This is a genomic window from Nitrospirota bacterium (assembly GCA_016207905.1).
Classification (GTDB): domain Bacteria; phylum Nitrospirota; class Thermodesulfovibrionia; order Thermodesulfovibrionales; family JdFR-86; genus JACQZC01.
Map to the genome: position 1 here is coordinate 1 of JACQZC010000068.1, position 22,010 is coordinate 22,010.

At 42.0% G+C, this 22,010-nt stretch carries 25 protein-coding genes, 1 tRNA gene and 1 pseudogene; 10 read left to right on the forward strand and 17 right to left on the reverse strand.

What is annotated here, in order from left to right:
- Window positions 1–450: 450 nt before the first annotated feature.
- Complete coding sequence (locus HY805_08530) at window positions 451–1,827, forward strand: YchF/TatD family DNA exonuclease (protein MBI4824257.1); 1,377 nt, start codon at window positions 451–453, stop codon at window positions 1,825–1,827.
- A gap of 3 nt (window positions 1,828–1,830) precedes the next feature.
- Here HY805_08530 and HY805_08535 read toward each other — a convergent pair whose 3' ends face one another.
- From HY805_08535 to HY805_08590, 12 genes and pseudogenes are all read right to left on the reverse strand, one after another.
- Window positions 1,831–2,205: a response regulator gene (locus HY805_08535; GenBank protein ID MBI4824258.1), complete on the reverse strand. Its 375-nt coding sequence runs from the start codon at window positions 2,203–2,205 to the stop codon at window positions 1,831–1,833.
- On the reverse strand, window positions 2,202–5,447 hold the full coding sequence (locus HY805_08540) for a PAS domain-containing protein (protein ID MBI4824259.1): 3,246 nt from the start codon (window positions 5,445–5,447) through the stop codon (window positions 2,202–2,204). The genes HY805_08535 and HY805_08540 overlap by 4 nt, the downstream gene beginning before the upstream one ends.
- Window positions 5,440–6,396, reverse strand: coding sequence for a putative sulfate exporter family transporter (locus tag HY805_08545; GenBank protein ID MBI4824260.1), 957 nt, complete (start codon window positions 6,394–6,396; stop codon window positions 5,440–5,442). Before HY805_08545 ends, HY805_08540 begins: the two co-directional genes overlap by 8 nt.
- Window positions 6,397–6,415: 19 nt before the next feature.
- On the reverse strand, window positions 6,416–7,669 hold the full coding sequence (locus HY805_08550; GenBank protein ID MBI4824261.1) for a histidine--tRNA ligase: 1,254 nt from the start codon (window positions 7,667–7,669) through the stop codon (window positions 6,416–6,418).
- A complete protein-coding gene (locus HY805_08555) occupies window positions 7,666–8,133 on the reverse strand; it encodes a DivIVA domain-containing protein (protein ID MBI4824262.1) in 468 nt (155 codons plus the stop codon). Before HY805_08555 ends, HY805_08550 begins: the two co-directional genes overlap by 4 nt.
- Window positions 8,134–8,159: 26 nt before the next feature.
- Window positions 8,160–8,456 carry a YggT family protein gene (locus tag HY805_08560; GenBank protein ID MBI4824263.1) on the reverse strand — a complete coding sequence of 99 codons (297 nt, stop codon included), beginning with the start codon at window positions 8,454–8,456 and terminating at the stop codon, window positions 8,160–8,162.
- Window positions 8,457–8,467: 11 nt separating this feature from the next.
- Window positions 8,468–9,250, reverse strand: a complete 783-nt coding sequence (proC, locus tag HY805_08565) for a pyrroline-5-carboxylate reductase (protein ID MBI4824264.1) — start codon at window positions 9,248–9,250, stop codon at window positions 8,468–8,470.
- 41 nt (window positions 9,251–9,291) lie between these two features.
- Window positions 9,292–9,504, reverse strand: coding sequence for a hypothetical protein (locus HY805_08570; GenBank protein MBI4824265.1), 213 nt, complete (start codon window positions 9,502–9,504; stop codon window positions 9,292–9,294).
- A gap of 1 nt (window position 9,505) precedes the next feature.
- Window positions 9,506–9,946, reverse strand: coding sequence for a PIN domain protein (locus HY805_08575; protein ID MBI4824266.1), 441 nt, complete (start codon window positions 9,944–9,946; stop codon window positions 9,506–9,508).
- Window positions 9,927–10,655 carry a YggS family pyridoxal phosphate-dependent enzyme gene (locus tag HY805_08580; protein MBI4824267.1) on the reverse strand — a complete coding sequence of 243 codons (729 nt, stop codon included), beginning with the start codon at window positions 10,653–10,655 and terminating at the stop codon, window positions 9,927–9,929. Before HY805_08580 ends, HY805_08575 begins: the two co-directional genes overlap by 20 nt.
- A gap of 115 nt (window positions 10,656–10,770) precedes the next feature.
- Window positions 10,771–11,369: pseudogene (locus tag HY805_08585) on the reverse strand (hypothetical protein).
- Entirely contained in the window at window positions 11,362–12,282 is a 921-nt protein-coding gene (locus HY805_08590; protein MBI4824268.1) for a site-specific DNA-methyltransferase, read from the reverse strand. Before HY805_08590 ends, HY805_08585 begins: the two are co-directional and overlap by 8 nt.
- A gap of 159 nt (window positions 12,283–12,441) precedes the next feature.
- Between HY805_08590 and HY805_08595 the strand changes: the two genes are divergently transcribed.
- From HY805_08595 to HY805_08635, 9 genes are all read left to right on the forward strand, one after another.
- Window positions 12,442–12,525: transfer RNA gene (locus tag HY805_08595), tRNA-Leu, on the forward strand.
- Window positions 12,526–12,580: 55 nt separating this feature from the next.
- The gene (locus HY805_08600; protein MBI4824269.1) at window positions 12,581–12,811 is read left to right on the forward strand and encodes an Lrp/AsnC ligand binding domain-containing protein; all 231 of its coding nucleotides are present in this window, start codon (window positions 12,581–12,583) and stop codon (window positions 12,809–12,811) included.
- A gap of 8 nt (window positions 12,812–12,819) precedes the next feature.
- A complete protein-coding gene (locus tag HY805_08605; protein MBI4824270.1) occupies window positions 12,820–13,212 on the forward strand; it encodes a hypothetical protein in 393 nt (130 codons plus the stop codon).
- On the forward strand, window positions 13,190–13,549 hold the full coding sequence (locus HY805_08610) for a YraN family protein (GenBank protein MBI4824271.1): 360 nt from the start codon (window positions 13,190–13,192) through the stop codon (window positions 13,547–13,549). Before HY805_08605 ends, HY805_08610 begins: the two co-directional genes overlap by 23 nt.
- Window positions 13,550–13,741, forward strand: a complete 192-nt coding sequence (locus HY805_08615) for a hypothetical protein (protein MBI4824272.1) — start codon at window positions 13,550–13,552, stop codon at window positions 13,739–13,741. It begins immediately after the preceding gene.
- 163 nt (window positions 13,742–13,904) lie between these two features.
- Complete coding sequence (locus HY805_08620; GenBank protein ID MBI4824273.1) at window positions 13,905–15,569, forward strand: DUF262 domain-containing protein; 1,665 nt, start codon at window positions 13,905–13,907, stop codon at window positions 15,567–15,569.
- Between the two features lie 3 nt (window positions 15,570–15,572).
- Window positions 15,573–15,833 (forward strand): DUF4160 domain-containing protein, encoded by a 261-nt coding sequence (locus HY805_08625; protein ID MBI4824274.1) that lies wholly within the window; start codon window positions 15,573–15,575, stop codon window positions 15,831–15,833.
- Between the two features lie 11 nt (window positions 15,834–15,844).
- A complete protein-coding gene (locus HY805_08630; protein ID MBI4824275.1) occupies window positions 15,845–16,132 on the forward strand; it encodes a DUF2442 domain-containing protein in 288 nt (95 codons plus the stop codon).
- Window positions 16,133–16,135: 3 nt separating this feature from the next.
- Window positions 16,136–17,173, forward strand: a complete 1,038-nt coding sequence (locus HY805_08635; protein ID MBI4824276.1) for a deoxyguanosinetriphosphate triphosphohydrolase — start codon at window positions 16,136–16,138, stop codon at window positions 17,171–17,173.
- Here HY805_08635 and HY805_08640 read toward each other — a convergent pair.
- From HY805_08640 to HY805_08660, 5 genes are all read right to left on the reverse strand, one after another.
- A complete protein-coding gene (locus tag HY805_08640; protein ID MBI4824277.1) occupies window positions 17,151–18,530 on the reverse strand; it encodes a cobyrinate a,c-diamide synthase in 1,380 nt (459 codons plus the stop codon). The genes HY805_08635 and HY805_08640 overlap by 23 nt on opposite strands.
- Entirely contained in the window at window positions 18,530–18,778 is a 249-nt protein-coding gene (locus HY805_08645; protein MBI4824278.1) for a hypothetical protein, read from the reverse strand. Before HY805_08645 ends, HY805_08640 begins: the two co-directional genes overlap by 1 nt.
- Before the next feature lie 71 nt (window positions 18,779–18,849).
- Complete coding sequence (gene dsrB / locus HY805_08650) at window positions 18,850–19,941, reverse strand: dissimilatory-type sulfite reductase subunit beta (GenBank protein ID MBI4824279.1); 1,092 nt, start codon at window positions 19,939–19,941, stop codon at window positions 18,850–18,852.
- A gap of 29 nt (window positions 19,942–19,970) precedes the next feature.
- The gene (dsrA, locus tag HY805_08655) at window positions 19,971–21,155 is read right to left on the reverse strand and encodes a dissimilatory-type sulfite reductase subunit alpha (GenBank protein MBI4824280.1); all 1,185 of its coding nucleotides are present in this window, start codon (window positions 21,153–21,155) and stop codon (window positions 19,971–19,973) included.
- Between the two features lie 201 nt (window positions 21,156–21,356).
- Window positions 21,357–21,995 (reverse strand): endonuclease III domain-containing protein, encoded by a 639-nt coding sequence (locus tag HY805_08660; GenBank protein ID MBI4824281.1) that lies wholly within the window; start codon window positions 21,993–21,995, stop codon window positions 21,357–21,359.
- Window positions 21,996–22,010: the final 15 nt, after the last annotated feature.

The following is a 22,010-nucleotide window of genomic DNA, read 5'->3' on the forward strand; positions in this document are numbered from 1 at the left end:
AATGATTAGGAGGGCCGCTTCTGCCGTAAGGTAACATGCGCCTGAGAGCGCGGATAGATGACTGGCTTTTAAGCCAAGCGGACGGAATTGCTTCTTGACTATTAAAAGGAGGTTGCTTTTTCTTTTTCATAGATGACAGTTTCAGGGTTCAGAATGACAAGGTGGGGAATGACAAAGCTGTATAAACCATAGTCCATTTTTTACTTGACAAAAGGGGTTTAAATCCTATACTATATAACTATAGTTTGAAAGGGGTAGGAGTCCTTCTGAAGAATCCCGAAACATCGGGACGAACAAGTCGGAATGCAGAAAGTGAACGAAAACTGCACAAAAGTGAACTAAAAATGAACTAAAATGAAGCAGGAATCATTAAAAATCAAGGGGTTATGAAGACACCCCCCCTCCCCCTCTCGGAAAAGAAGAAATGTTATACTTATTGAGATAAAAAAAATGAAAAGCACACTTAATCTCATTGACACACACTGCCACCTCGAGATGCCCGAGTTTGACCATGACAGAGACTCTGTCATTGAAAGGGCAAAGCAGGCTGGCATTTCCGCAATCATAACAATTGGCTCTGACACTCATAGTAATGAAGAGGCTATAAGGCTCTCTGAAAAATATGACATCATCTACTGCTCGATAGGCATTCATCCACATGAGACAAAACTTTTTACAGAAGATATATATAAGAAACTCAAGGAATGGGCAACACATAAAAAGGTCGTTGCAGTAGGCGAGACAGGGCTTGACTATCACTATATGAACTCTCCTAAGGAGGTGCAGAAGGAGGTCTTTAGATGCCACATAGAGCTTGCCAGAGAGAAAACCCTTCCGCTTGTTGTCCATAGTAGAGAGGCAAAAATAGATACACTAAGCATTCTTAAGGAATCAGGCATTACAAAAGGAGTAGTGCATTGCTTTTCAGGTGATATGGAAATGGCAGAGGCTGTGATGGAAATGGGCTTTTATATATCCATAGCAGGACCCGTTACATTCAAAAATGCAAAAAGGCTTCATGAGATTGTAAAGGCAGTGCCTGATGAATACCTCCTTATAGAGACAGATGCACCGTATCTTACACCTGAGCCCCTGAGAGGTAAAAGAAACGAGCCCTCATACATAGTTCATGTGGCAGAGGAGATTGCAAGGCTGAAAGAGGTAAGCCCTGAGGATGTAGCAAGAATTACAACCCTTAATGCAAAGAGGCTTTTTGGCATAGGTGCCATTAAAGAGGAAGGCACAATAGCTTATAAGATCAGGGATAGTCTTTATCTGAACATCACAAACAGATGCACGAATCAGTGCTCTTTCTGTATAAGGTTTCATTCAGACTATGTAAAGGGGCATAAGCTCAGGCTCAAAGACGAACCAGCCATAGAGGAGCTGAAATCCGCAATAGGCAAGCCAGACATCTATAAGGAGGTTGTGTTTTGCGGTTATGGAGAGCCTTTTTTAAGGCTCGATGTCATTAAAGAGGTCTCATCGTGGATAAAGAAAAACAGAGGCAGGGTAAGGGTCAACACAAATGGTCATGGAAACCTTATTCATGGAAGAAACATACTGCCTGAGCTAAAGGGCATCGTGGATGCCTTATCAGTGAGCCTTGACGCCCATGATGAAAAAACCTATGAAGAGCTATGTAAGCCTGCCTTCAAAGGTGCCTTTAGAGCAGTTATGGATTTCATAAAGGAGGCAGTGAAATATATACCCGATGTGGAGGCAACTGCTATCGAGATAGATGGCATAGATATCGAAAAATGTAGAGAGATTACAGAGGGTCTTGGTGCAAGATTCAGGACAAGGAAACTACATGTCGTTGGATAGGTGTTATGAACCCTTATTTCCTATTACCTCAAGCACCTGCTCGAGAAGCACCTTTGGGCTGAATGGCTTTATAATATATCTGTCTACGCCACACTTAAAGCCAGCCTTCTCGTCCTCTTCCTGACTTTTGGCTGTAAGCATGAATATCGGGATTTGGGAAAGCTCAGGGTCTGCCTTGAGGCGTTTGCAGACCTCAAGCCCAGACACCTCAGGCATCATCCAGTCTAAGATTATGAGGTCAGGCATCTCCTTTCTTACGACATCGACTGCCTTCACGCTTTCCCTAAGGGTGATAACATTAATGCCTGCCCTTTTAAATTTGTCTTCAACCATCATAAGTATAAATGGCTCATCGTCAATAACCATAACCTTGCTCATGCATGCCTCCTGAATGGCAGTTTGATAGTAACGGTTGTGCCTTTCCTCATAGTGCTTTGTATCTTGAGGTCTCCACTATGCATCAGGGCAATCTCCCTGCAAAGGGAAAGACCAAGCCCTGTGCCTTTTGTAGTTGCCGCATACTTGCCTCTGAAGAACTTTTCACCTACACGCTTGAGGTCTTCTTCTGATATGCCCCAGCCAGTGTCCGTTACCTCTATAATAAGATTGTCCTCATGAAGTCTGACACTTACATCTACAGAGCATTTAGCATCGGAGTATACGATTGAATTGTCAATGAGGTTTTTTAAGAGTTGTTTTATCTTTTCTGCATCGCCTCTCCATGCCTTCGTGTCATCGACATTGGAGGAAAATTTAATCTCTTTCCTTTTTATCGTGGGTTCAAGCTCTGCCTTTATGTCCCTTAGAGTCGCCTTAAAATTAATCTCTTGTTCTTTGAAGACCTCTTTTCCGCTTTCTATCCTTGCCACATCCAGAAGGTCGGAAACCATATTGGAAAGCCTTATGCCCTCGGCAAGTATTGTATTAAGGTAGTCTATTTCCTTTTCTTTTGAGACCTCTTTCTCGATTAACATCTCTGCCATGCCCACGATTGCAGAAAGTGGTGTTCTAAATTCATGCGAGACTGCCTTGACAAACTCTGTCTTCATCCTATCTACTTCCCTTTCTATACTCGTATCCCTTAGGTTATACACTGCACCTATGACACTGCCTTCCTTGTTAAGGACAGGGGCACTGTTAATCTTAAGCGGGATTATCGTTCCGCTTTTCATGTATAGCTCTCCGTCCTTTCTACAGGTTCTGCCATTTATAGCTTCCTCGAGGCACTCTCCGAGTGTCCACCTGAGCTCTGTGTTTTCCTCTGCATATCCAAATATATCACAGCATGGCGACGCAGTGAGAGCAGAAGACACTGGCACCTCTACCATCCGTTTTACTGCCTTGTTTGCGGATATGACCTTGCCGTTTACATTTACAGTCATTATACCGTCTGTAATGCTCTCTAAGATGGTCTGTGCCATGCTTTTTTCGAGCATTGCCTCCTCGTAGAGCCGACTCCGCTCTATCGAGACAGCAAGCATACTGGCAGTCGTTTGAAGGAAAAATATATCCTCCTCTGTAGGCACAGAAAGTCCCCTGAAATACAGTCCAATAACACCCGCTACCCTGTCGCCAATAGATACAGGGATACTGCATGCCGTGTTATAGCCTGATAGATATTCCGGAAGATAAAATTTTGATTCAGCCCCAATGTCCGAAAAAACCACGGGCTTTGCCTTTTCAATTGCATATCTCTCCATTGAGCTAATCTCACGGGGATAAGCAGTTTCGCCTCTAACATGTCTTTTTTCGGAATCACTGCTGATAACAAGATTTCCCTCATCGTCCATTTCAAGGAGCCACACAAAATTAGCCTTACTTGTTTCCTTTATAGTAGAGATGGTTGCATCGAGCACATCCCCTATGTCCAGTGTAGAGGACAATGCTAAGGAGAGCCTGAGAAGGTTTTTCTGCTCATCTACCCTTCTTTGTCTCTGGTGGTCATAAAGCTCTCGCATTTTTTCATAGAGCCTTATATTTTCAAACGCAATGCCTGTCATATCTCCTATGGAGTTGAATAGCCTTTCTTCCTCCGGGGTAAACACATGTGGTGTAAAACTGAATGTATAGAATACACCGAGGAGCTTTTCCTTTCCCCTGATAGGTATTGCGGCTAATCCCCTTATCCCCGAATGCTTGAGAATGGACTTCTCGATTCTCGTATCCCTCAAAATATCTGGCGTAATAATGCTTTGCCCTGTAACGGCGACCCTTCCGGGTATATCCTCTCCAAGCCTGACCTTTCCTGCGGTCCTCATAAAGTCCTCGGATGCCCCCTTCTGATACCTGCATATAAGCTCTCTGCCTGCCTCATCCAAAAAAAATATTCCTGCGCCATCCATGCCCAATACATCAATAACCTTTTCAATTGCATTGCCAAATATATCCTCTGCCTTGAGAGACCTACTTAAGAGCATCGAGACTGCATTGAGTGTTGCAAGCTCCTTATTCCTCTGTGCTATCTCGTCTTCGAACTTTTTCCTTTCCGTTATATCCCTCATGACCTCAACTACATGCATCACCTCGCCAGAGGCGCCAACCACAGGGTATGCTGTTATCTCATGAAATACCCTTAAGTTGTCAGATGATACATGCTCATGCACTGTCTTATAGCTTCTGCCTGTGTCAAACACTATTTTTACAGGACAGTCTATGCCCTGAAGCATAAGGCAGTTGCTGTGAAGCCTGTGGAATACGCTGTGGCAGAATTTCCCTGTTATCTCCTCACCTGCTTGTTTGATTGCAGTCTTATTTGCCTTCACTATTCTCAGGTTTCTGTCGATAACAAGAAGGATGTCAACGAGGCTATCCATTATTGCCTCTGTATGGTCTTTTTCTTCCTTGAGGGCATCCCTCAGGGCTACCTCGTTTCTGAAGTCCTTGATTATCCCTATTTTTGCGATGACCTCTCCGTCTGTGGTTATCGGTGCACCGCTTATAAGGACAGGTATGTTGCCCTCTTTCTTTGAGATTACAGATATCCCATATGAGGACGACAATTTCTCATCCCTTTTTCTTAACTGTTCCCTCATTATCTTTTCGTTTGCCTCATCTAAGAAATCGAATATCGAAATCCCTATAACCTCGTCCCTTTTATAACCAAAGAGATTTGTAAATGCAGGGTTTATGTCAATGATTATATTATCCATGTCAACGACCCACATGGGGTCAAGCATTGTGTTCACATAGGTGTCTTTTCTCAGGAGTTCGGCTGTCTTTTTCTTCAGTGCATCTGCCATCTCATTAAATGCCTTTGTCACCTCTCCAAGCTCGTCTTCTGCCTTCACATCTAATCTCACATCGAGATTTCCTTCCTTGAGCGCCTTTGTCCCTTTATAAAGCTCCCTCACAGGCACGAGAAACCACCTTGAAAGAAAAAGCGAAGCAATAAAAGCAATGACAAATGTATAAGCCGTAAGAGAGATAAAACTATCCGTAAGGTCTTCCTTGAACTTATCGTGAACCGAGGTCTGTTCCGGGAGAAGTGGCTCGATTTTTTCAATGCCCTCCATCATCCTGTCTGAATCACGATACAGTATAAGGTAAAGAGGCGTTATTACGGTAAAAGAAAAAATCAGGAGCGTAAGAAAGAAAATATATGTCAGCCTGTTTTTAAACATTTATCAGATTTAGTAAAAGGTAAAGCAGAAGCACTACAATCCCCCAGCCAAAAAATGCAGAAAAAAGAGGTCTTGCACCCTTTTCTGCTATGGAGTCTATATCGATGGTAAGTCCTATGGCGGCGAGGGCAATAGAAAGAGACAGTCTACTTACAATCTCCATAACTGTCCTCAGAGAGGCAACACCCTCCGAGAGGTTAACTGCTAAGGCTAAGACAAAAAATAATATCATAAACCATGGCACATAAAGCCTTTTTTTCTGTGTGCCGGCAAATATAAGAACAGAGAATGCTATAACCGTAAGAAACGCTATCCTCAGGAGCTTTATATTCGTTGCAAACTCAAGGCTTTGAGCCCCCATGCTTGCCGCGGCAACCTTTATCTGACCGAACATAGGAAGGGTCATGCCTGTAAAGATGCCAAATTCCCTTACTGAAAGCCCAAGCATCCCTGTAAAAAATTTATAAATGAGCATTCCAACAAGACCCACCGTCAGGATTGATAAAAGGGATATGGATGTATCTTCCTTTTTTGCGCCAATAAGTGGTGCAATTACTATTATAGCCGATGCCCCGCATATACTCATCCCTGTCGCTAAAAGAATGGAAAGAGTCTTTTCAAGACCAAATCCCCTTGAGATAAAATATGTGACAAAAAATGAGATGGGAATGACTCCTACAACCATAGGCCAGTATTTTATCTCTACGCCTGTGAATTTAATCTGCATCCCATAAAGACCTATACCTATTGGAAGAAATACCTTTATTGCCCATTTTGCGCCTTCTTCGATAGATGTCTTGTCGCCAAACATGTTAGGAACTAAAAGCCCGAATATTATGGATATAACCAGTGTATCGAATGAAGGATGAAGGGAGGATGTAAGATAACTTACAATGGATATTATCAGTGTTACTGCTAAACCGAAAGCTATATTTTTTGACCTGTTCATGGAATAGATTTATTATAACTTATTTCTTGGTTTTTATAAATTCAGTAGCATCCTTTATCGCTACCTCGCCTGAGGAGCCTTCCTTCAGGTCTTTCCATTTGAGTCTTCCTTCTTTAAGCTCCTCATCGCCAATTATAAAGACATAATTTGCCCTGACCCTATCTGCCCTTCTCATCTGGCTCCTTAAAGAGCCGCCTTCGTAGCCTAACTCAACCCACAGGTGTTCTGCCCTCAGCGAGGAGGAGAGCTTTAGTGCCTGCTTTTTTGCCTCCTTACCAATCGTTGCAATAAACACATCAGGCAAAGGCATCTCAAGACATTTGTCTTTAAGGAGCATGGCAATCCTCTCTATGCCAATGGCAAACCCAATGGCTGGCGTTGGAGGCCCGCCAAATTCCTCGACAAGCGTGTCATATCTACCGCCTGCGGCTACTGCATTCTGGGCACCCAAAGAGGCACATGTTACCTCAAATGCAGTTCTTGTATAGTAGTCAAGTCCCCTGACCATTTCAGGGTTGAGCTTATATGATATGGTAAGCATATCGAGAAGTGAAACCAGCTCGCTGAAATTCTCTTTGCACTCTGTGCAAAGGTAATTGGGAATAAGCGGTGCGCCTTTTCTTAGCCTCATACAGGCATCCACCTTACAGTCAAGTATGCGGAGAGGATTGACAGTATATCTTCTCTTACAGTCAGGGCAAAGGGAGTTAAGCCTGTCTGAGAAAAAACCGATTAGTGCCGACCTGAAGGCTGGTCTACAGTTTTTACAGCCAATGGAGTTAAGCTCTAAGGAGAATCCATCGAGCCTAATATTTTCAAAGAAGCTCATGAGCATTGACAGTATTTCTGCATCTATCTGTGGCTCAGCCACGCTAAATGCCTCGGCACCGAGCTGGTAGAATTGCCTCTGCCTGCCCTTCTGAGGTCTTTCGTACCTGAACATAGGGCCTGAGTAGAAAAACTTCTGTGGCTGAGGAAGATTAAAAAGGTTTTTCTCCACATAGCACCTTACAATGCCTGCAGTGCCCTCGGGTCTCAGGGTAATGCTTCTACCTGCCCTGTCATTGAATGTATACATCTCCTTTTCGACTATATCCGTTGTCTCTCCGATACTCCTTACGAATATATCGGTGAACTCCATAACAGGTGGTATAAGCTCCTGAAAGCCATATCTAAAGAAAACCTCTCTCGCAGTTCTTTGTATCTCCTGCCATATATATGTGTCAGGAGGCAGGATGTCCGCAACGCCTTTTACAGCCGAGTATCTCTTCAAACCCCTTTTGTCTCCTCTCTTTCTTTGTCAAACTCCAGCATCGTCATATGGGACTCCAGAAGCCTCTTAAGCTCTTCCTTAAAATGCCTTCTTATGCCTTTTAGGTCCATTATGTCTTCCTGTATCTTTATAATTTTTTCGTGTGCCTCCTGAACCATTGTATTAGATTTAAGCTCGGCTTCCCTGAGAAGGAGCTCTGCCTCTTTCCTTGCATTTGTCTTATACTCCTCGACCATCTGCTGAGCAGTCATAAGGGTCTCTCTGAGGGTTGCCTCCATTTCCCTGTACTCTTTTATTTGATTTTCCTGCCTTGAAAGAGATTCTTTTAAAGAGGCATTTTCCCTCAAAATGTCCTCCATCTCATCCCTGATTACCTCTAAAAAGGCAAGCACCTCCTCCACATCAAATCCCCTCCATTTTACCGGGAACTGTTTCTGTTGAATATCCAATGGTGTTACTCTCATAGACCGCCTCCTTCCATTTATCTAATTTATCTAAGCCTTCCTGCAATGTCTTGTAAGGATGCTATAAGAAAATATTTTAAAAACAGTATTGCTAATATTATTATCATTGGCGAAATATCTATTCCTACGCCAAACCCTATAGCCCTTCTTATTGGTCTCAAGACTGGCTCTGTAACTGCATGAAGTGCCCTTACAAGTGGGTTATATGGGTCAGGGTTAACCCAGCTTATAAGTGCCCTTATAATGATAATCCACATATAAATGCTTAATACTATATCAAGCACCTTTGCCATGGCAAGAAGAAGATTTCCAAATACAAACATCCTGCCTCCTTTTATTTAGATAATTCCTTTGCCCTTTTCACTGCGGCATTAAGGGCATCCTCTACGATTTCTCTCAGGTGTTTTTCCTCAAACACTTTAAGTCCTGCCTCAGTTGTACCACCCGGGGATGTAACAATCTCCATTAGCCTCTTTGGTGTCATGCCTTCCTCGAGTAGCCTTGCAGTTGCCAATGCAGTTTGAACCGTTAGTGTAACTGCATCCTCTTCTTTAATTCCTATCTTCACCCCTGTATCTATCATTGCCTCTATGAAATAGGCAATAAATGCAGGGCCAGAGCCTGAAAGTGCTGTGACTGCATCTATATATTTTTCAGGCAGTGTGATAACCTTTCCAACTGACATGAATATATCCCTCACAGTCCTTATATCTTTGTCATCAAAACACTCACAAAGTGAGATAACAGACATCCCTTCACCCACAAATGCACCAACATTTGGCATGACACAGACTAATCTCTTTGTCTTTAACTTAGACTGAATGTATGAAAGTGTAATGCCTGCGGCTATTGAGACAACAGTTTTTTCCTCAGTAACAGAATCCCTTATCTCATTTAGCACTTCTTCCATCTGCTGGGGCTTTACAGCAAGGATTATTATGTTACATTCCTTTATAACATCGAGGTTGTTTGAAGTTGTCTTTATGAGATATGTATCCTCAAGGTATTTCCTTCTATCAGGCCGTGGCTCAGAAACAATTATATCCTTCATGCCCTTTGAGAGCATTCCCTTGATAAGGGCATCCGCCATATTTCCGCCACCTATAAAGCCTGTCATGCCCCACCCGGATAATTCATCATTTCCAGCTTCCGAATTCACTACACTTTCCTTTTCCCAGCATACTCCTTTGCTTTCCGATAAATGTCTTCAACGCTCATCCCTTTGAAAAGCTTATCCTGAAGTTTTAGATAATCTCTTTTTTCAAAGGTAATTTGAGACAGAAACCTTATTGCATCAACCTCACCAAGGTTTTTAAACAATAGCTTTAATCCCTTTTCCCTTAACTTCGTATCGCTTGCCATACCAGGCATTTTAATTTACCTCCATTCCAATGAACCTTATCGGATTCATTGCTTTAATATCTAATCCCAGCAAGGAGACCCTCTTTATTAGTCTATCATCACAGGTTAAAAAATACTCAGCCCTTCCTTTTGTAGCACAGGCAAGATGCAAGGCATCTCTCGGCTTTACACCCTTTGATTCAAGCCCTTTCGCTGTTGTAAATACAAATTCATGAGGATAGATTTTCTCTTTGGCTAAAGAAGATGCCATTTCTATCTCAAGCCTGACATCATCGTATGGGTTCAGGCTGTTTTCATAGTCAATCATAAAAGACCAAAGAAGCGTAAGGTCGCCTCGTCTTATCCTCTGAAGTATAGAAAATATAGCAATCGTCTCAAGCCTTATTCTAACTTGCGACTGGTCATCGAAGGGTCGGTTATAGATATTCACATCAAGATAAATTTTTACCATATTCTATTTTTCTTTCCCCGAATATCCCTGTTCCAATTCTCACCATTGTAGCACCTTCCTCTACTGCAACCTCAAAGTCATTCGTCATACCCATTGAAAGCTCTTTTAGGGCATATCCATCTGCCAGTCTTTTAAGCAGGCTGTAATATGGTCTTGAGTCCTCCGGGTTATCGGAGTAAGAAGGCATTGTCATAAGCCCCTCTACTTTTATGCTTTTCATCATCCCTGCCTTCTCAAGAAGGTTTTCAATCTGCTCTTTTTTAATCCCATGCTTAGTTTCTTCAGGAGAAAGCTTTACCTCTATGAGGACCCTCTGTACCTTGCCTGCTCGCTCGGAATATTTATTTATCAGCTCCATGAGTTCTATAGAGTCCACCGAGTGAATCAGCTCGAAAAGCCCTATTGCCTGCTTTGCCTTGTTTTTCTGAAGATGTCCTATCATGTGCCACTGAATCCTTGAATCCGATGCTGAAACGAGTTCAGCATGACAGATTCGAGATTCGAGATTCGAAATTTTTTCCATTGCCTCCTGAACCCTGTTCTCTCCAAATGCCCTTATCCCTGCATCCACTGCCTCAATTATCCTTTCTATGCTGACTCCTTTTGTAACTGCAATAAGACTAACATCCTCAGGGCTTCTTCCTGAGCGACCTGCGGAATAAGAGATTCTCCTCAGGATACTGCTTACATTTTCAATAATCCCTGCCATTAAACATTATATAGTAGTATCTATCTAAAGAAAATTCAATCTTAGCTTGACCTGTTCTGCTAAAATGATAATGTCCTAAACAGAGCTATAATTCCACCCTTGAAGAAGGGTCTGACTAAGTTATCTGAAATTTGCAAGATTTGATTAACTGGATACTGTTGTAATCACTTTTATCTTGAAACTCAAATTGCCACACTGAGTAATTATTTGAACGCTTTTCGAAAAAAAGAGTTACAACCTTTTTTATAGAATAATGTGACCATTGACGAAAAGGATAAAATAACTGTCTGATTATCACATTATCCGTTCTGCTGTTTTTAGCCTCTATTAAAGCAATTTGCGACTTTCCTTCATATCCAGCATCTACTTCGGTTTGAACACTCTCAACATCAATCCTTTGATTGCCGACATTGAAAGAGAATTTCGGGGTATATTTTCTGCCCCTTATGGTTAAAACCAAGGTGCTGTCATTTAAAAAACTTCTAATCAAGCTGGCGGCATATGCAAAATCCAAATGCTGCATTTCAGAATTGCCCACTTTCGAGGTGTCTAATGTAAAGGAGATAAAATTCGGACTTCTTTTTCATTTGTTTTTTTGAAATGGGCAGTTGCACTTTTGATTTGCTCGGCTGTAATAACAAAAGGCGATTTATTAAAATTATGTTTTTGGATTTGAAGCTTATCGAAAATAGTTTTCCATGACGCACTATTCATTTATACGGATTGCCTCCACTACTTTTTCTGGTTTTAGCAAGGCTGTCCTTTTAATTGCCTCTTCAAGTCGCTTTTTTGAAAGCGTAAGATACTCTTCCTCCAAATCGATACCGACAAATCTCCTGTTGAGCAAAACCGAGGCGACGCCTGTCGTAGAACTTCCGCAAAACGGGTCCAATACCAAATCTCCTTCTTTTGTGGATGCACATATTATTCTGGACAAAAGTTCCACAGGTTTTTGGGTAGGGTGTTTCCCAAACCTTTTTTCTTCTGTTGGCGGCGCGGATATTTCCCATACATTACGCATCTGTTTGCCCTGATTTATCTTCTTCATCAGCGGGTAATTAAAGTAATGTTTGCTTTTTACATTCTTACCCGCCCATAAAACTATCTCTGTCGAATGGGTGAAGTATCTGCATGAAAGATTCGGAGGCGCATTGCGCTTATACCAGATAATGTCATTAAGAATTTTATAGCCAAGCTCCTGCATGGCAAAACCGACAGAGTAAATGTTATGTGTCGTCCCTGATACCCATATAGTCCCATTGGGCTTCAAAACACGCTGACATACATTAAGCCATTCCAGAGTGAATTTATGATTTTCTGCTATTCCCATAGATTTACCCCAGTTCCCTTTATTTACAGAAACCATTTTTCCAGCATGGCATGTAATCCCTCCATTGGAGAGAAAATACGGAGGGTCGGCAAATATCATATCAACGCTGTTTTCTCTTGCCTGATTTAATATTTCGATACAGTCGCCTTTTAACAGACGCACCGAATGTTTGCGGTTGTCATAAAAAATAGAGAACGGTTTTTTCTTTTCATATGTGGCTGTGTTTTCTACGATATAAAAATCCAATGGTTTTTCAGACGGCCCGTATCTCTTTGTTTTGCTGGACTTGGTCGGCATCTCAATCACTAACTTATCACAGATATTTAGGGATTGTAAATATAATCCGAGACAAAAAAGGCTTGACAAATCAAAAGGCATGCCTCGGAATAAAAAGGATGATGGATAATGCAGGGTTGACCTGTTCTGCTAAAGGCGGATATTATAAGTCATAGGGATGCCGAAGTGGTGGAACTGGCAGACACGCCAGGTTCAGGGTCTGGTGGGGGAAACTCTGTGGGGGTTCGAATCCCCCCTTCGGCATTATTTGTTTTAAGTCTCATTTGTGCTATGGTTTAATTATGGAAAGGAGGTCTATATGGCAAGGGTCTATATGCTGGCAAATGTCTTACCTGGAAAGGACAAAAGTATAAGGGACACACTAAAGGGGACAAAGGGCATAAAGGGTGCAGATGTCATAACAGGACAGTTTGACATCATAGCCGTATTAGAGGCAAAGGACACAAACACCATATTCAGCAGTATCCTCAAGGAGATAAGAAAGATAAAGGGTATTACAAGGACAGAGACATTTGTGGCAGTTGATTAGGGGGTAAGGTGCATAGAGCAGAAAAACTGAGGGAGGTCATCAGCTCCCTTCATGAGGCAAATAAGCTCGTTCCTGTTATCGTGGAAGGCAAGCGGGATGTTCAGGCATTGAGAAGGCTCGGGCTTTCAGGCGATATAATAACCCTTCACAATGGCAAAAGCATTTATGATTTCTGCGAGGACATCTCAGAGAGATTCTCAAGGGTAATACTCCTTCTTGACTGGGATTCAAAAGGCGAGGACCTCAATAAAGAGCTTTCGCTAAACCTGAGAGGACATTTCGAGGAGTTCTCTCCTTTCAGAGAGCTTATAAAAGTCCTCTGCCAGAAAGATATAATGCAAATAGAGAACATTCCAAAACTCCTAAGAAGGCTCGAGGATGAAGAGGCAGATTGGAAATAAAGGAGAAGAGCTTGCCTTTCATTTCCTTAAAAAAAAAGGCATGAAGATTCTTAACCGCAACTATAGAACCCCGGCAGGAGAGATAGACATAATTGCAAAAGACGGCAATACACTCGTCTTTGTGGAGGTCAAAACAAGAAGCGGAGACCTTTTTGGTCAGCCTGTTGAAGCCATAAGTCCGAAGAAAAAAAAGACCATGGAGCGGGCAAGCCTCCATTACATCTTAAAGGAAAAACAGGAGGGCCGGCCTGCAAGGTTCGATGTTGTAAGCATAAGGATTCTTTCAGATAAAAACCACATAGAGCATCTTAAGGATGCCTTTGAGATTAAGGTTTAAATGACCATTCGGGAGCAGACAGAGGAGATTGAGCGGAAGACCCTTCATCCGAATGCCTCTTTTAGTGCCTCGAGCAAAGGAAGGCTCAGGCGTGAATCCATTGAAATCCCCTTTCCCTGCCTCTCCCACAAAGGGGAGGAACGAAGCAGTGAAGATAAATCATCGGGTCAATGCCCCCCTTTGCTGGTATAATATGCCATGAAGAAAGAATTTAAAGAGGCCATAACCGAGGCAAGCAAAGACCTGCTTTTTTTGCAGATATAAGCGAGATAGAGAAAGACTTTGAGCATACTGACTTTTAAGAGGCGGACATGAAAGGTTAGATAAATTTACTTAAGAGAATGAGGGATAAAAAGTGCCTGTAAAACCAACCGCAAGAATATACGATGTAATTAGAAATATCTCAAACGATGAATTTTTACTTCCTTCAATTCAAAGGTCATTTGTTTGGGGAGAAGATAAAATTTGCAAGCTTTTTGATTCTCTTATGAATGACTACCCTATTGGTTCCTGTCTTATCTGGAGTAGAAAATTTATTAAAGATTATAAGTCCCAAAAGAGCCTTTTACCCTCTGAAATAGAGGTTTCTAAATCGTCTTATCTAGTTTTAGATGGACAGCAAAGGTTACAGTCTTTATATCTTGGGTTCTTCGGAAGTTATGATGGAGAGAAATTATATTTTAATGCCGACAGTAATCCAACCGAAGAAGAAAATGATTTAGCATACCAATTTCAATTGATGTTGCCTGTTAAGGCAAAAGAAGACCTCCATTGGATGCTACCAGAAGAAATTATCGGGTTAGATATAGAAGATATACAGGAATTCGTAGACAGAAATTTTAGAGATAACACCGTTGAAAATCGGAAAAGGATAACAAAAAATCTTTCAAAATTTATTAAGGTCTTTAACATAGAGGAAAGAATATTTTTGCAGGAAGTAAAAGAGACCTTACCTTATAACGATGTCTTAGAAGTCTTTGTACGAGTGAACTCTGGAGGGATGGTATTAAAAAAGTCAGACTTAGTTTTTTCTACGGTTAAGTTGCACATGCCTGACATGGAAGAAAAGTTTATTGAACTTATTGATAAATTAAATGGGGGCGGAGAATTTGACTTTGATATTGATTTTATCATCAAGACATCCTTTGTTCTTTTTGACAAATGGGCAAAATATGATGTGGGGAAACTAAAAGATAATGATTATATAAACAAACTTAAAAACAATTTTAATAACCTAAGAAAGACTTTATTATCAACAAAAGAATTTATTAAGAGTGACGCAAAAATGCTTTCAAGGCGATTTTTGAAATCGGATTTAGCCGTAATCCCTATTATAAATTATATTTTCCAACAACCGCATCAGCATCTACCTGAAGGCCAATCTAAAAGTATCCGGCAATATTTGTATATGTCATTCTTTATGAAATTTTATTCCCACGGTTCTGATGGGAAATTAGATGCCCTACATAAGAAGACAATAAAACAGTCTTTCCCAATAGAAGAAATTAGTAAATATATGGCTGACAAAACAGGTATGAATTACGGGTTCTCAAAAGCTATGCTATCTGATGTTGATTTGATACTCAATATTATTCAGGGTGGTGTTTATGAAATCCCTAAAAGTAGAGGTTGGAGCTTGGAGAAAGACCACATATTTCCACAAAGCATTTTAAGACAGAAAAACATACCCGATGAATTAATAAATAGTGTTGGAAATCTCAGGCTTATTAATAAGACGAGAAACATTCTTAAAAGTGATACCCCTCCTCCAAGAGATATTGAGTTTTTTGGAGTTGAGGAAAAGATTTATTCCATATTAGAAAAGGAATTTTGTAAAGATTATTATCAAGAGAAAGTATCTCACGGAGTCCCACGCTGGAAGCACCATATAGCATTCGCAAAGGAAAGAGCAAGACAAATACATGGTTTTATTAAAAGCCCTAAGGAATCAGGGAGAGGATATTGGGAATTAACCACAAAAGGCTGGGAAAAGTATTATACTTTAAAGAAAGAAACTTAAATCATGCCGGAGATTTGTAGATTTTATGGAATTATAATAGCCATGTTTTATGACGACCATAATCCGCCTCATTTCCATGCAAGATATGGCAGCCATAAATCAGCTATCAGAATTGATGATTTTGCAGTTTTAGAGGGGTTTTTACCGCCCCGTGCTATGGGGTTAGTCATGGAGTGGGCTGCTATCCACAAGGGCGAACTCTTACTTGAGTGGAAGGCAGTCAACGAGAAGAAACCTTTGTTCCCGATAGAGCCGCTTAAGTAAAGGAGGCAGTTATGTATTACGATGTAGTAGAAGTGAAATATATTAAGGACTATAAATTAGAGGTCGTATTTGAAAACCAAGAAAGGGGAATCGTTGACCTTCAGGGCTATATTAAAGCAGGCGGTATCTTCAACCGATTCAGAGATATGTCCTACTTTAAGCAGGTTTATATCAACGATGAACTCGGCGTGCTTTGCTGGCCTGGAGGCCCGGACATAGCACCGGAAACCCTCTACAGCATGGCAACAGGCAAACCCCTTCCAAACTGGATAGCTCAAAAACAGGCGGTTGAAATCTGAGCTATGACCATTCGGGAGCAGACAGAGGAGATTGAGCGGAAGACCCTTCACCCGAATGCCTCTTTTAGCGCCTCGAGCAAAGGAAGGCCGAGACCCGAAAAAGAAGGAGAGCTGAGGACATGCTTTCAGAGAGACAGAGATAGAGTCATACACTCAAAGGCATTCAGAAGGCTTAAGCATAAAACACAAGTCTTTCTTGCACCAAAAGGAGACCACTATAGAACCCGGCTTACACATGTCCTTGAGGTTAGCCAGATTGCAAGGACGATAGCAAGGGCATTAAGGCTTAATGAGGACCTTACAGAGGCAATTGCATTAGGTCATGACTTAGGACATACACCGTTTGGACATGCAGGAGAGGCAGTGCTTAGGGAGATACATCCAGAGGGCTTTGAGCACTATGAGCAGAGCCTGAGGGTGGTTGACTTTCTCGAGAATCAGGGCAAGGGACTTAATCTCACACACGAGGTCAGAAACGGCATACTCAAGCACTCAAAAGGCAAGGGACTTATAATCCCCAAATTAAAGTCCGACATGGCTGAGACCCTCGAGGGTCGGGTTGTAAGGGTCTCGGATGTTATTGCATACCTCAACCATGACCTCGACGATGCCCAAAGGGCAGGGGTCATCAAAAAGACAGACATCCCGATTGAGACTCTAGATGTCATAGGAGATACATATTCAAATCGCATAGATACTATGGTTAAGGACTTTATCTATACATCTTTAAAGACAGACTTAGAAGAGCTCAATGTGTCCGATGCCATGACAGAAGAGCTTTATAGGCTAAGGAATTTTCTCTATGAAAAAGTGTATGAAAACGAAAATGCCAAATACGAATTCAAAAAGGCAAGAAAGCTCCTTCTTGACCTTTATGAGTATTACATAGAGCACCATGAGGAGGTTTTTAAAGACATACCTCAGGAAAAGAAGCCCAACAAAAGGCGCATGGTATGCGACTTCATAGCAGGCATGACAGACAGGTTTGCTCTTATGACTTATGAAAAGCTCTTTTTGCCTAAGCAGTGGACGGTCTATTAACCATCATCCCTTCTACCCATTCAGGAGCGCCAAGGGCATGAATATGCGTATAGGTGGCAAGGACATTTCTGTAGCAGAGCCCGTCCATTCCGTTTATTATTCCATTACCCCTTTTCATCTTGAATGCCAGATACATGTCTTTCTTCTTGCCAAATTTTATGACCTTTGAATAATGAAACTCATGGCCATTTAGAATTGTGCCATTTTTATAAAACGGGTTAGACCTTTTTACTTCTGCTATCGTATAACCATGTGCCTCGGGCTTCCTCTGAAGAGAAAATGTTATCGGAAAAACACCTGCCATGGGGTATGACCTGTCTTGAAGTATTAAAGACTCTCCGAGGTACATGAGCCCGCCACATTCTGCATAAACAGCAAGCCCTCCTTCGATTGCCTCCAAAAGGTCTCTTTTGAAAGATGTATTGCCTGCAAGCAGGATTGCGTGGGTCTCGGGAAATCCGCCTCCTATATAAAGGGCATCGAGCTCAGGAAGTCTCCTGTCAGTAAGGGCGCTGACCTCTATGAGGCTTGCACCTTTTTTTTGAAGCACTTCTAAGTTTTCAGGATAATAAAACTGAAATGCAGAGTCCCTGATAACGCCTACCCTTATATGGGATGATGCAATGGGTTTTGGATTTGAAATCCTAACCTTCAGAGGCTCTGCGGACATTGCGATTTCAAGCACTTTCTTTATTTCAACATGTTTTTTGACAATCCGAGCCGCCTCTCTTATGGCATTGTCAACCTCGGAGTGCTCCTGATAAGGGATAAGTCCCATGTGTCTTTCGGGAAATGCTGTCTCTACCTGTCTCGGTATTGCACCAATGACAGGGAGCTTTGCGTATCTTTCTATGGATTCCCTGACAATGGATTCATGTCTGCTTCCAGCTACATGATTCAGTATGACTCCTTTTATCTTCACATAAGGGTCAAACTTCTTTACACCAAGGATAAGTGCCGCCGAGGTCCTTGTGGTTTTTGTGCAGTCAATTATAACAATGACAGGTGCCTTGAGTGTCTTAGAGAGCCTTGCAGTAGAAAATGTGCCTTCTACATCCATGCCGTCATAAAGACCCCTGTTGCCCTCTATAACTGCAATATCGGAGTCCTTTGAATGCTCTACGAAGGACCTGACAACATTTTTTTCGCCTATGAGAAAGGGGTCAAGATTATAGCAGGGGCTTTTTGCAGAAGCTGAAAGCCAGCCCGAATCTATGTAGTCAGGGCCTTTTTTAAATGAGATTACACTAAGTCCTTTTTGTCTCAGGACAGAGATTAAGCCAATAGAAAGGGTAGTTTTACCTGAGCCGCCTTTAAGCCCAGCTATAACTACCCTCGGTGACTTAAACTCAGCGATTACTTTATAAGCCCTTTTTCTCTTAGATATTCCTCTGATGGGATTTCCACAGAGCTTGCCCCTCCGCCATAGGAGTACATGAGCCTTCCGATGTCTATCATCTCCCGCATGGCTTTTTTCACTACATCTTTGTCCACGCCTACCTCTGCCGATACACCGTTAAGAATATCTTTTTCCTTGAGCTTCTTTTTCCCTTTTGCGGCTTGCACAAAAGCGAATATCTTTTCTTTAAGTTCGTCTATCTCCATGTTTCACCCCTCTTATATTAGGTTACTAAGATAGTGCTGTCCCGAATATTCGGGACAGCACTATAACAATTCTACCATTTAAATGCGGCTGATGTCCTCATCGTGTCTCTCATGAATGTGAAGTCATCCAAGTGCTGGTATGTGAACTCTATGCCTGTAAGCTTGAAGAACCTCTCCCATCCGATTCTTTCTATCCACTCGCCAATCCTTTCGTGCTTTCTTGCATTCTTTGCATATACATCAATGATGTTTTTGACAGCGGCAACTACCTTTGGCCAGCGAGGAGGCTCGTTATAAAAGAAAGGAATAGCTAACTTCGAGAACTTTGGCCCTGTCCTCAAACTGCCTATCTTTCCGCCTACCACTATTGCAACACCATCTTCTTCAGGATTATGGATGTTGATTGGAGGGCATACTGTAAAACAGTTTCCACAGTACATGCACTTTTCATCGTTAATCTTAACGGATTTTTTAGCCGGGTCAGGGCTTATTGCCCTTGTCGGACATGAAGCTATTGTTGTTGGTATCTCACACATATTTTTGAGCTTCTCATGGTCAATTGCAGGAACTTTTCTGTGAACTGCAACAACTGCTAAGTCTGAGCAGTGAACTGCACCACACATATTAACACAGCATGCAAGTGCAAGCCTTGTCTTTGCAGGAAGCTCCTTTTCAACAAAATAAGGGAATAGCTCATCCATCATTGCCTTGACAAGACCCGATGCGTCTGTGCATGCACCATGACAGTGCACCCAGCCCTGTGTGTGAACAATATTACTTAACCTTGGTCCTATACCGCCTATCACAAAGCCCTTTGCCTTTAGGTCTTTCTTAAGTGGCTCTACCTTCTTTTCATCCGGAGTCATGAACTCCACATTGTTTCTTGAGGTAAAGCGGATATAGCCATCGCAGTGCTTGTCTGCTATGTCAAGCATCTCCCTTATGGTCTCTGTGGAAAGGATTCTCGGTGAGGCTACTCTTACCGTAAATACCTTGTCTCCTGTGTTAGAGACATGAACCATTGTTCCTGCATCGAGCCTTTCATGGTATTTCCAGTTGCCATAGTTCTTTTTTATTACAGGCGGTAAGAACTGCTCGTAATGTGGTGGCCCTATGTCTGTCTTTCTTGTTTTTTTTGCCTCTTCTTCAGTTAACCAAGCCATTTTATCCTCCTTTTATACCTTAATTTTATTTATCTCTTCAGGTCCTCTTCCTTCCAGAAGAAGAACGGGTCTTTTCTGGGCTCCTTTACCTGCTGTGGCTGAGCAGGAACACCGATGTGTTCAAGGAAGCTCCTCATGCCCTTCATCTCGATAACCTCGCCGAGTCTCTCTCTGGGCTTTGCATTTTCATCCCACCACTCAATTATCTTGCCGATAAAGCCATAGAGGTCATCATAAGGAGGCTGAACCTTCATGAAAGGCACAATAACCCATGAAAGCAAAGAGCCTACGACAATAGGAGCCTTACTTCCGACTAAGATTGAGACGCCTTTTTCTCCTGTTGGCTTAAGTGCCTTTGTCATCTTTGATATGCAGTGCATGCACCTCGAACATTCATCATCGTTTATCGTCATTTTAGTTCCATCATAGGAGATACAGCTTGTCGGACACATATCAACAATCTCTTTGTTAATATCCATCCTGTTTTTTGCATACCATTTTACAGCATCCTGGTCTACTGCAATCTTTCCCTTCCATGTTCCTATTATCGAGCAGTCTGCACGGGCAATTGCGGCAACACAGTCAACTGCACAACCTGAAACCTTTATCTTGAACTTATAGGGGAAGGCAGGTCTATGAAGCTCGTCCTGAAACCTCTGCGTCATCTGATAACATATCTCCATCGTGTCAATGTTAGCCCACTCGCACCTTGCAGGGCCAATGCAACAGCTTGGCGTCCTCATTGCAGAGCCCGAGCCTCCTAAGTCCCAGCCCCTCGAGGAGTATTCGGCAAAAATTGGCTCAAGGGCTTCTGTCCTTGTCCCTAAAAGCACGAGGTCTCCAGTTGAACCATGAACATTCGTAAGCCCACTACCATACTTGTCCCAAATATCTACGATTTCCCTCAGTGCCTTTGTCGAATAAAACCATCCCGAAGGCTGGTTGATACGGACAGTATGGAAATGTGCTACACCCGGGAACTCATCAGGCAAAGACGAATACCTTCCGATAATTCCACCACCATAACCTAAGACGCCAACAATCCCTCCATGCTTCCAGTATCCGCGTTTTGTCCTATAAGACTTCTCAAGCTGACCAAGCTCATCATTAGCCATCTCGCTTTTCTTGCCAGCCTTCTTTATCTCTGTGACAAAGCTTGGCCACGGACCTTTTTCCAGCTCATCCAGTAGCGGAGTATCATACTTCTTAGCCATAAGAAACTCCTCCTTTTATTAAATTTTTCTAACGAATCTGCGCTCAAGAAATGCATTCAAGCCTAATATATATATACCTAAAGGGTCAAATAAAAAATATTAATTGTCAAATCATAAATACTTATAACTTTATAAAGGAAAACCCTTGTTTTTAACTAATGGTATCTATATAAAATTATAATACCTGCTAAAGCCTTAGATTTAAAGGATAATTTTAAGTGGGCAGTGTTTGCACAGGGGGGCTTTGGTTTTGCAGAATAACTTGCCCACCCTTACAAGCAGGGCATGGTATTCATTATAGAGTCTTACATTCCTTTTAATGGATGAGTGGAAAAACTCCTGAAACCTCTCATAAGGCTCATCGTGTCTTATGAGCTTATGTCTTCCCAGCACTCTTTTTGTATATGCATCTATTACGAATATGGGTTTTCCGAGGGCATAAAGGAGTATGGAGTCTGCTGTCTCATGTCCTATGCCATTGATGCCGAGAAGTTTTTTCCTGAGTGTATCGGCATCCTCCTTAGCCATTGCCTTCATGCTTGCGTGGTAGTCGTTCAGCAGGAAGGAAATAAAAGATTTAAGTCTTTTTGCCTTAATATTGAAGTAGCCTGCTGGACGGATGAGTTCTGAAAGTCTTTCGATAGGAAGCTCATGAAGCTTTTTCGGGGCAAGAACTTTTTGCCTTTTGAGATTATTTATTGCCTTTTCAACATTCCTCCAGTTTGTGTTCTGGGTAAGGATTGCACCAACTGCTATCTCAAATGGGCTATCTCCGGGCCACCACTTCTGTGGACCAAAGGCTGAATAAAGTGCTCGGTAAATAGCTATGAGGACGTGCATTTAGCTACATTATAA

Coding starts and splice junctions, on each gene's coding strand:
- HY805_08530 (MBI4824257.1), top strand. CDS start 451: ATGAAAAGCACACTTAATCTCATTGACACACACTGCCACCTCGAGATG.
- HY805_08535 (MBI4824258.1), bottom strand. CDS start 2,205: ATGAGCAAGGTTATGGTTATTGACGATGAGCCATTTATACTTATGATG.
- HY805_08540 (MBI4824259.1), bottom strand. CDS start 5,447: ATGTTTAAAAACAGGCTGACATATATTTTCTTTCTTACGCTCCTGATT.
- HY805_08545 (MBI4824260.1), bottom strand. CDS start 6,396: ATGAACAGGTCAAAAAATATAGCTTTCGGTTTAGCAGTAACACTGATA.
- HY805_08555 (MBI4824262.1), bottom strand. CDS start 8,133: ATGAGAGTAACACCATTGGATATTCAACAGAAACAGTTCCCGGTAAAA.
- HY805_08560 (MBI4824263.1), bottom strand. CDS start 8,456: ATGTTTGTATTTGGAAATCTTCTTCTTGCCATGGCAAAGGTGCTTGAT.
- proC (MBI4824264.1), bottom strand. CDS start 9,250: ATGACAGGCTTTATAGGTGGCGGAAATATGGCGGATGCCCTTATCAAG.
- HY805_08570 (MBI4824265.1), bottom strand. CDS start 9,504: ATGCCTGGTATGGCAAGCGATACGAAGTTAAGGGAAAAGGGATTAAAG.
- HY805_08575 (MBI4824266.1), bottom strand. CDS start 9,946: ATGGTAAAAATTTATCTTGATGTGAATATCTATAACCGACCCTTCGAT.
- HY805_08580 (MBI4824267.1), bottom strand. CDS start 10,655: ATGGCAGGGATTATTGAAAATGTAAGCAGTATCCTGAGGAGAATCTCT.
- HY805_08590 (MBI4824268.1), bottom strand. CDS start 12,282: ATGCCGACCAAGTCCAGCAAAACAAAGAGATACGGGCCGTCTGAAAAA.
- HY805_08600 (MBI4824269.1), top strand. CDS start 12,581: ATGGCAAGGGTCTATATGCTGGCAAATGTCTTACCTGGAAAGGACAAA.
- HY805_08610 (MBI4824271.1), top strand. CDS start 13,190: ATGAAGAGGCAGATTGGAAATAAAGGAGAAGAGCTTGCCTTTCATTTC.
- HY805_08615 (MBI4824272.1), top strand. CDS start 13,550: ATGACCATTCGGGAGCAGACAGAGGAGATTGAGCGGAAGACCCTTCAT.
- HY805_08625 (MBI4824274.1), top strand. CDS start 15,573: ATGCCGGAGATTTGTAGATTTTATGGAATTATAATAGCCATGTTTTAT.
- HY805_08630 (MBI4824275.1), top strand. CDS start 15,845: ATGTATTACGATGTAGTAGAAGTGAAATATATTAAGGACTATAAATTA.
- HY805_08635 (MBI4824276.1), top strand. CDS start 16,136: ATGACCATTCGGGAGCAGACAGAGGAGATTGAGCGGAAGACCCTTCAC.
- HY805_08645 (MBI4824278.1), bottom strand. CDS start 18,778: ATGGAGATAGACGAACTTAAAGAAAAGATATTCGCTTTTGTGCAAGCC.
- dsrB (MBI4824279.1), bottom strand. CDS start 19,941: ATGGCTTGGTTAACTGAAGAAGAGGCAAAAAAAACAAGAAAGACAGAC.
- dsrA (MBI4824280.1), bottom strand. CDS start 21,155: ATGGCTAAGAAGTATGATACTCCGCTACTGGATGAGCTGGAAAAAGGT.
- HY805_08660 (MBI4824281.1), bottom strand. CDS start 21,995: ATGCACGTCCTCATAGCTATTTACCGAGCACTTTATTCAGCCTTTGGT.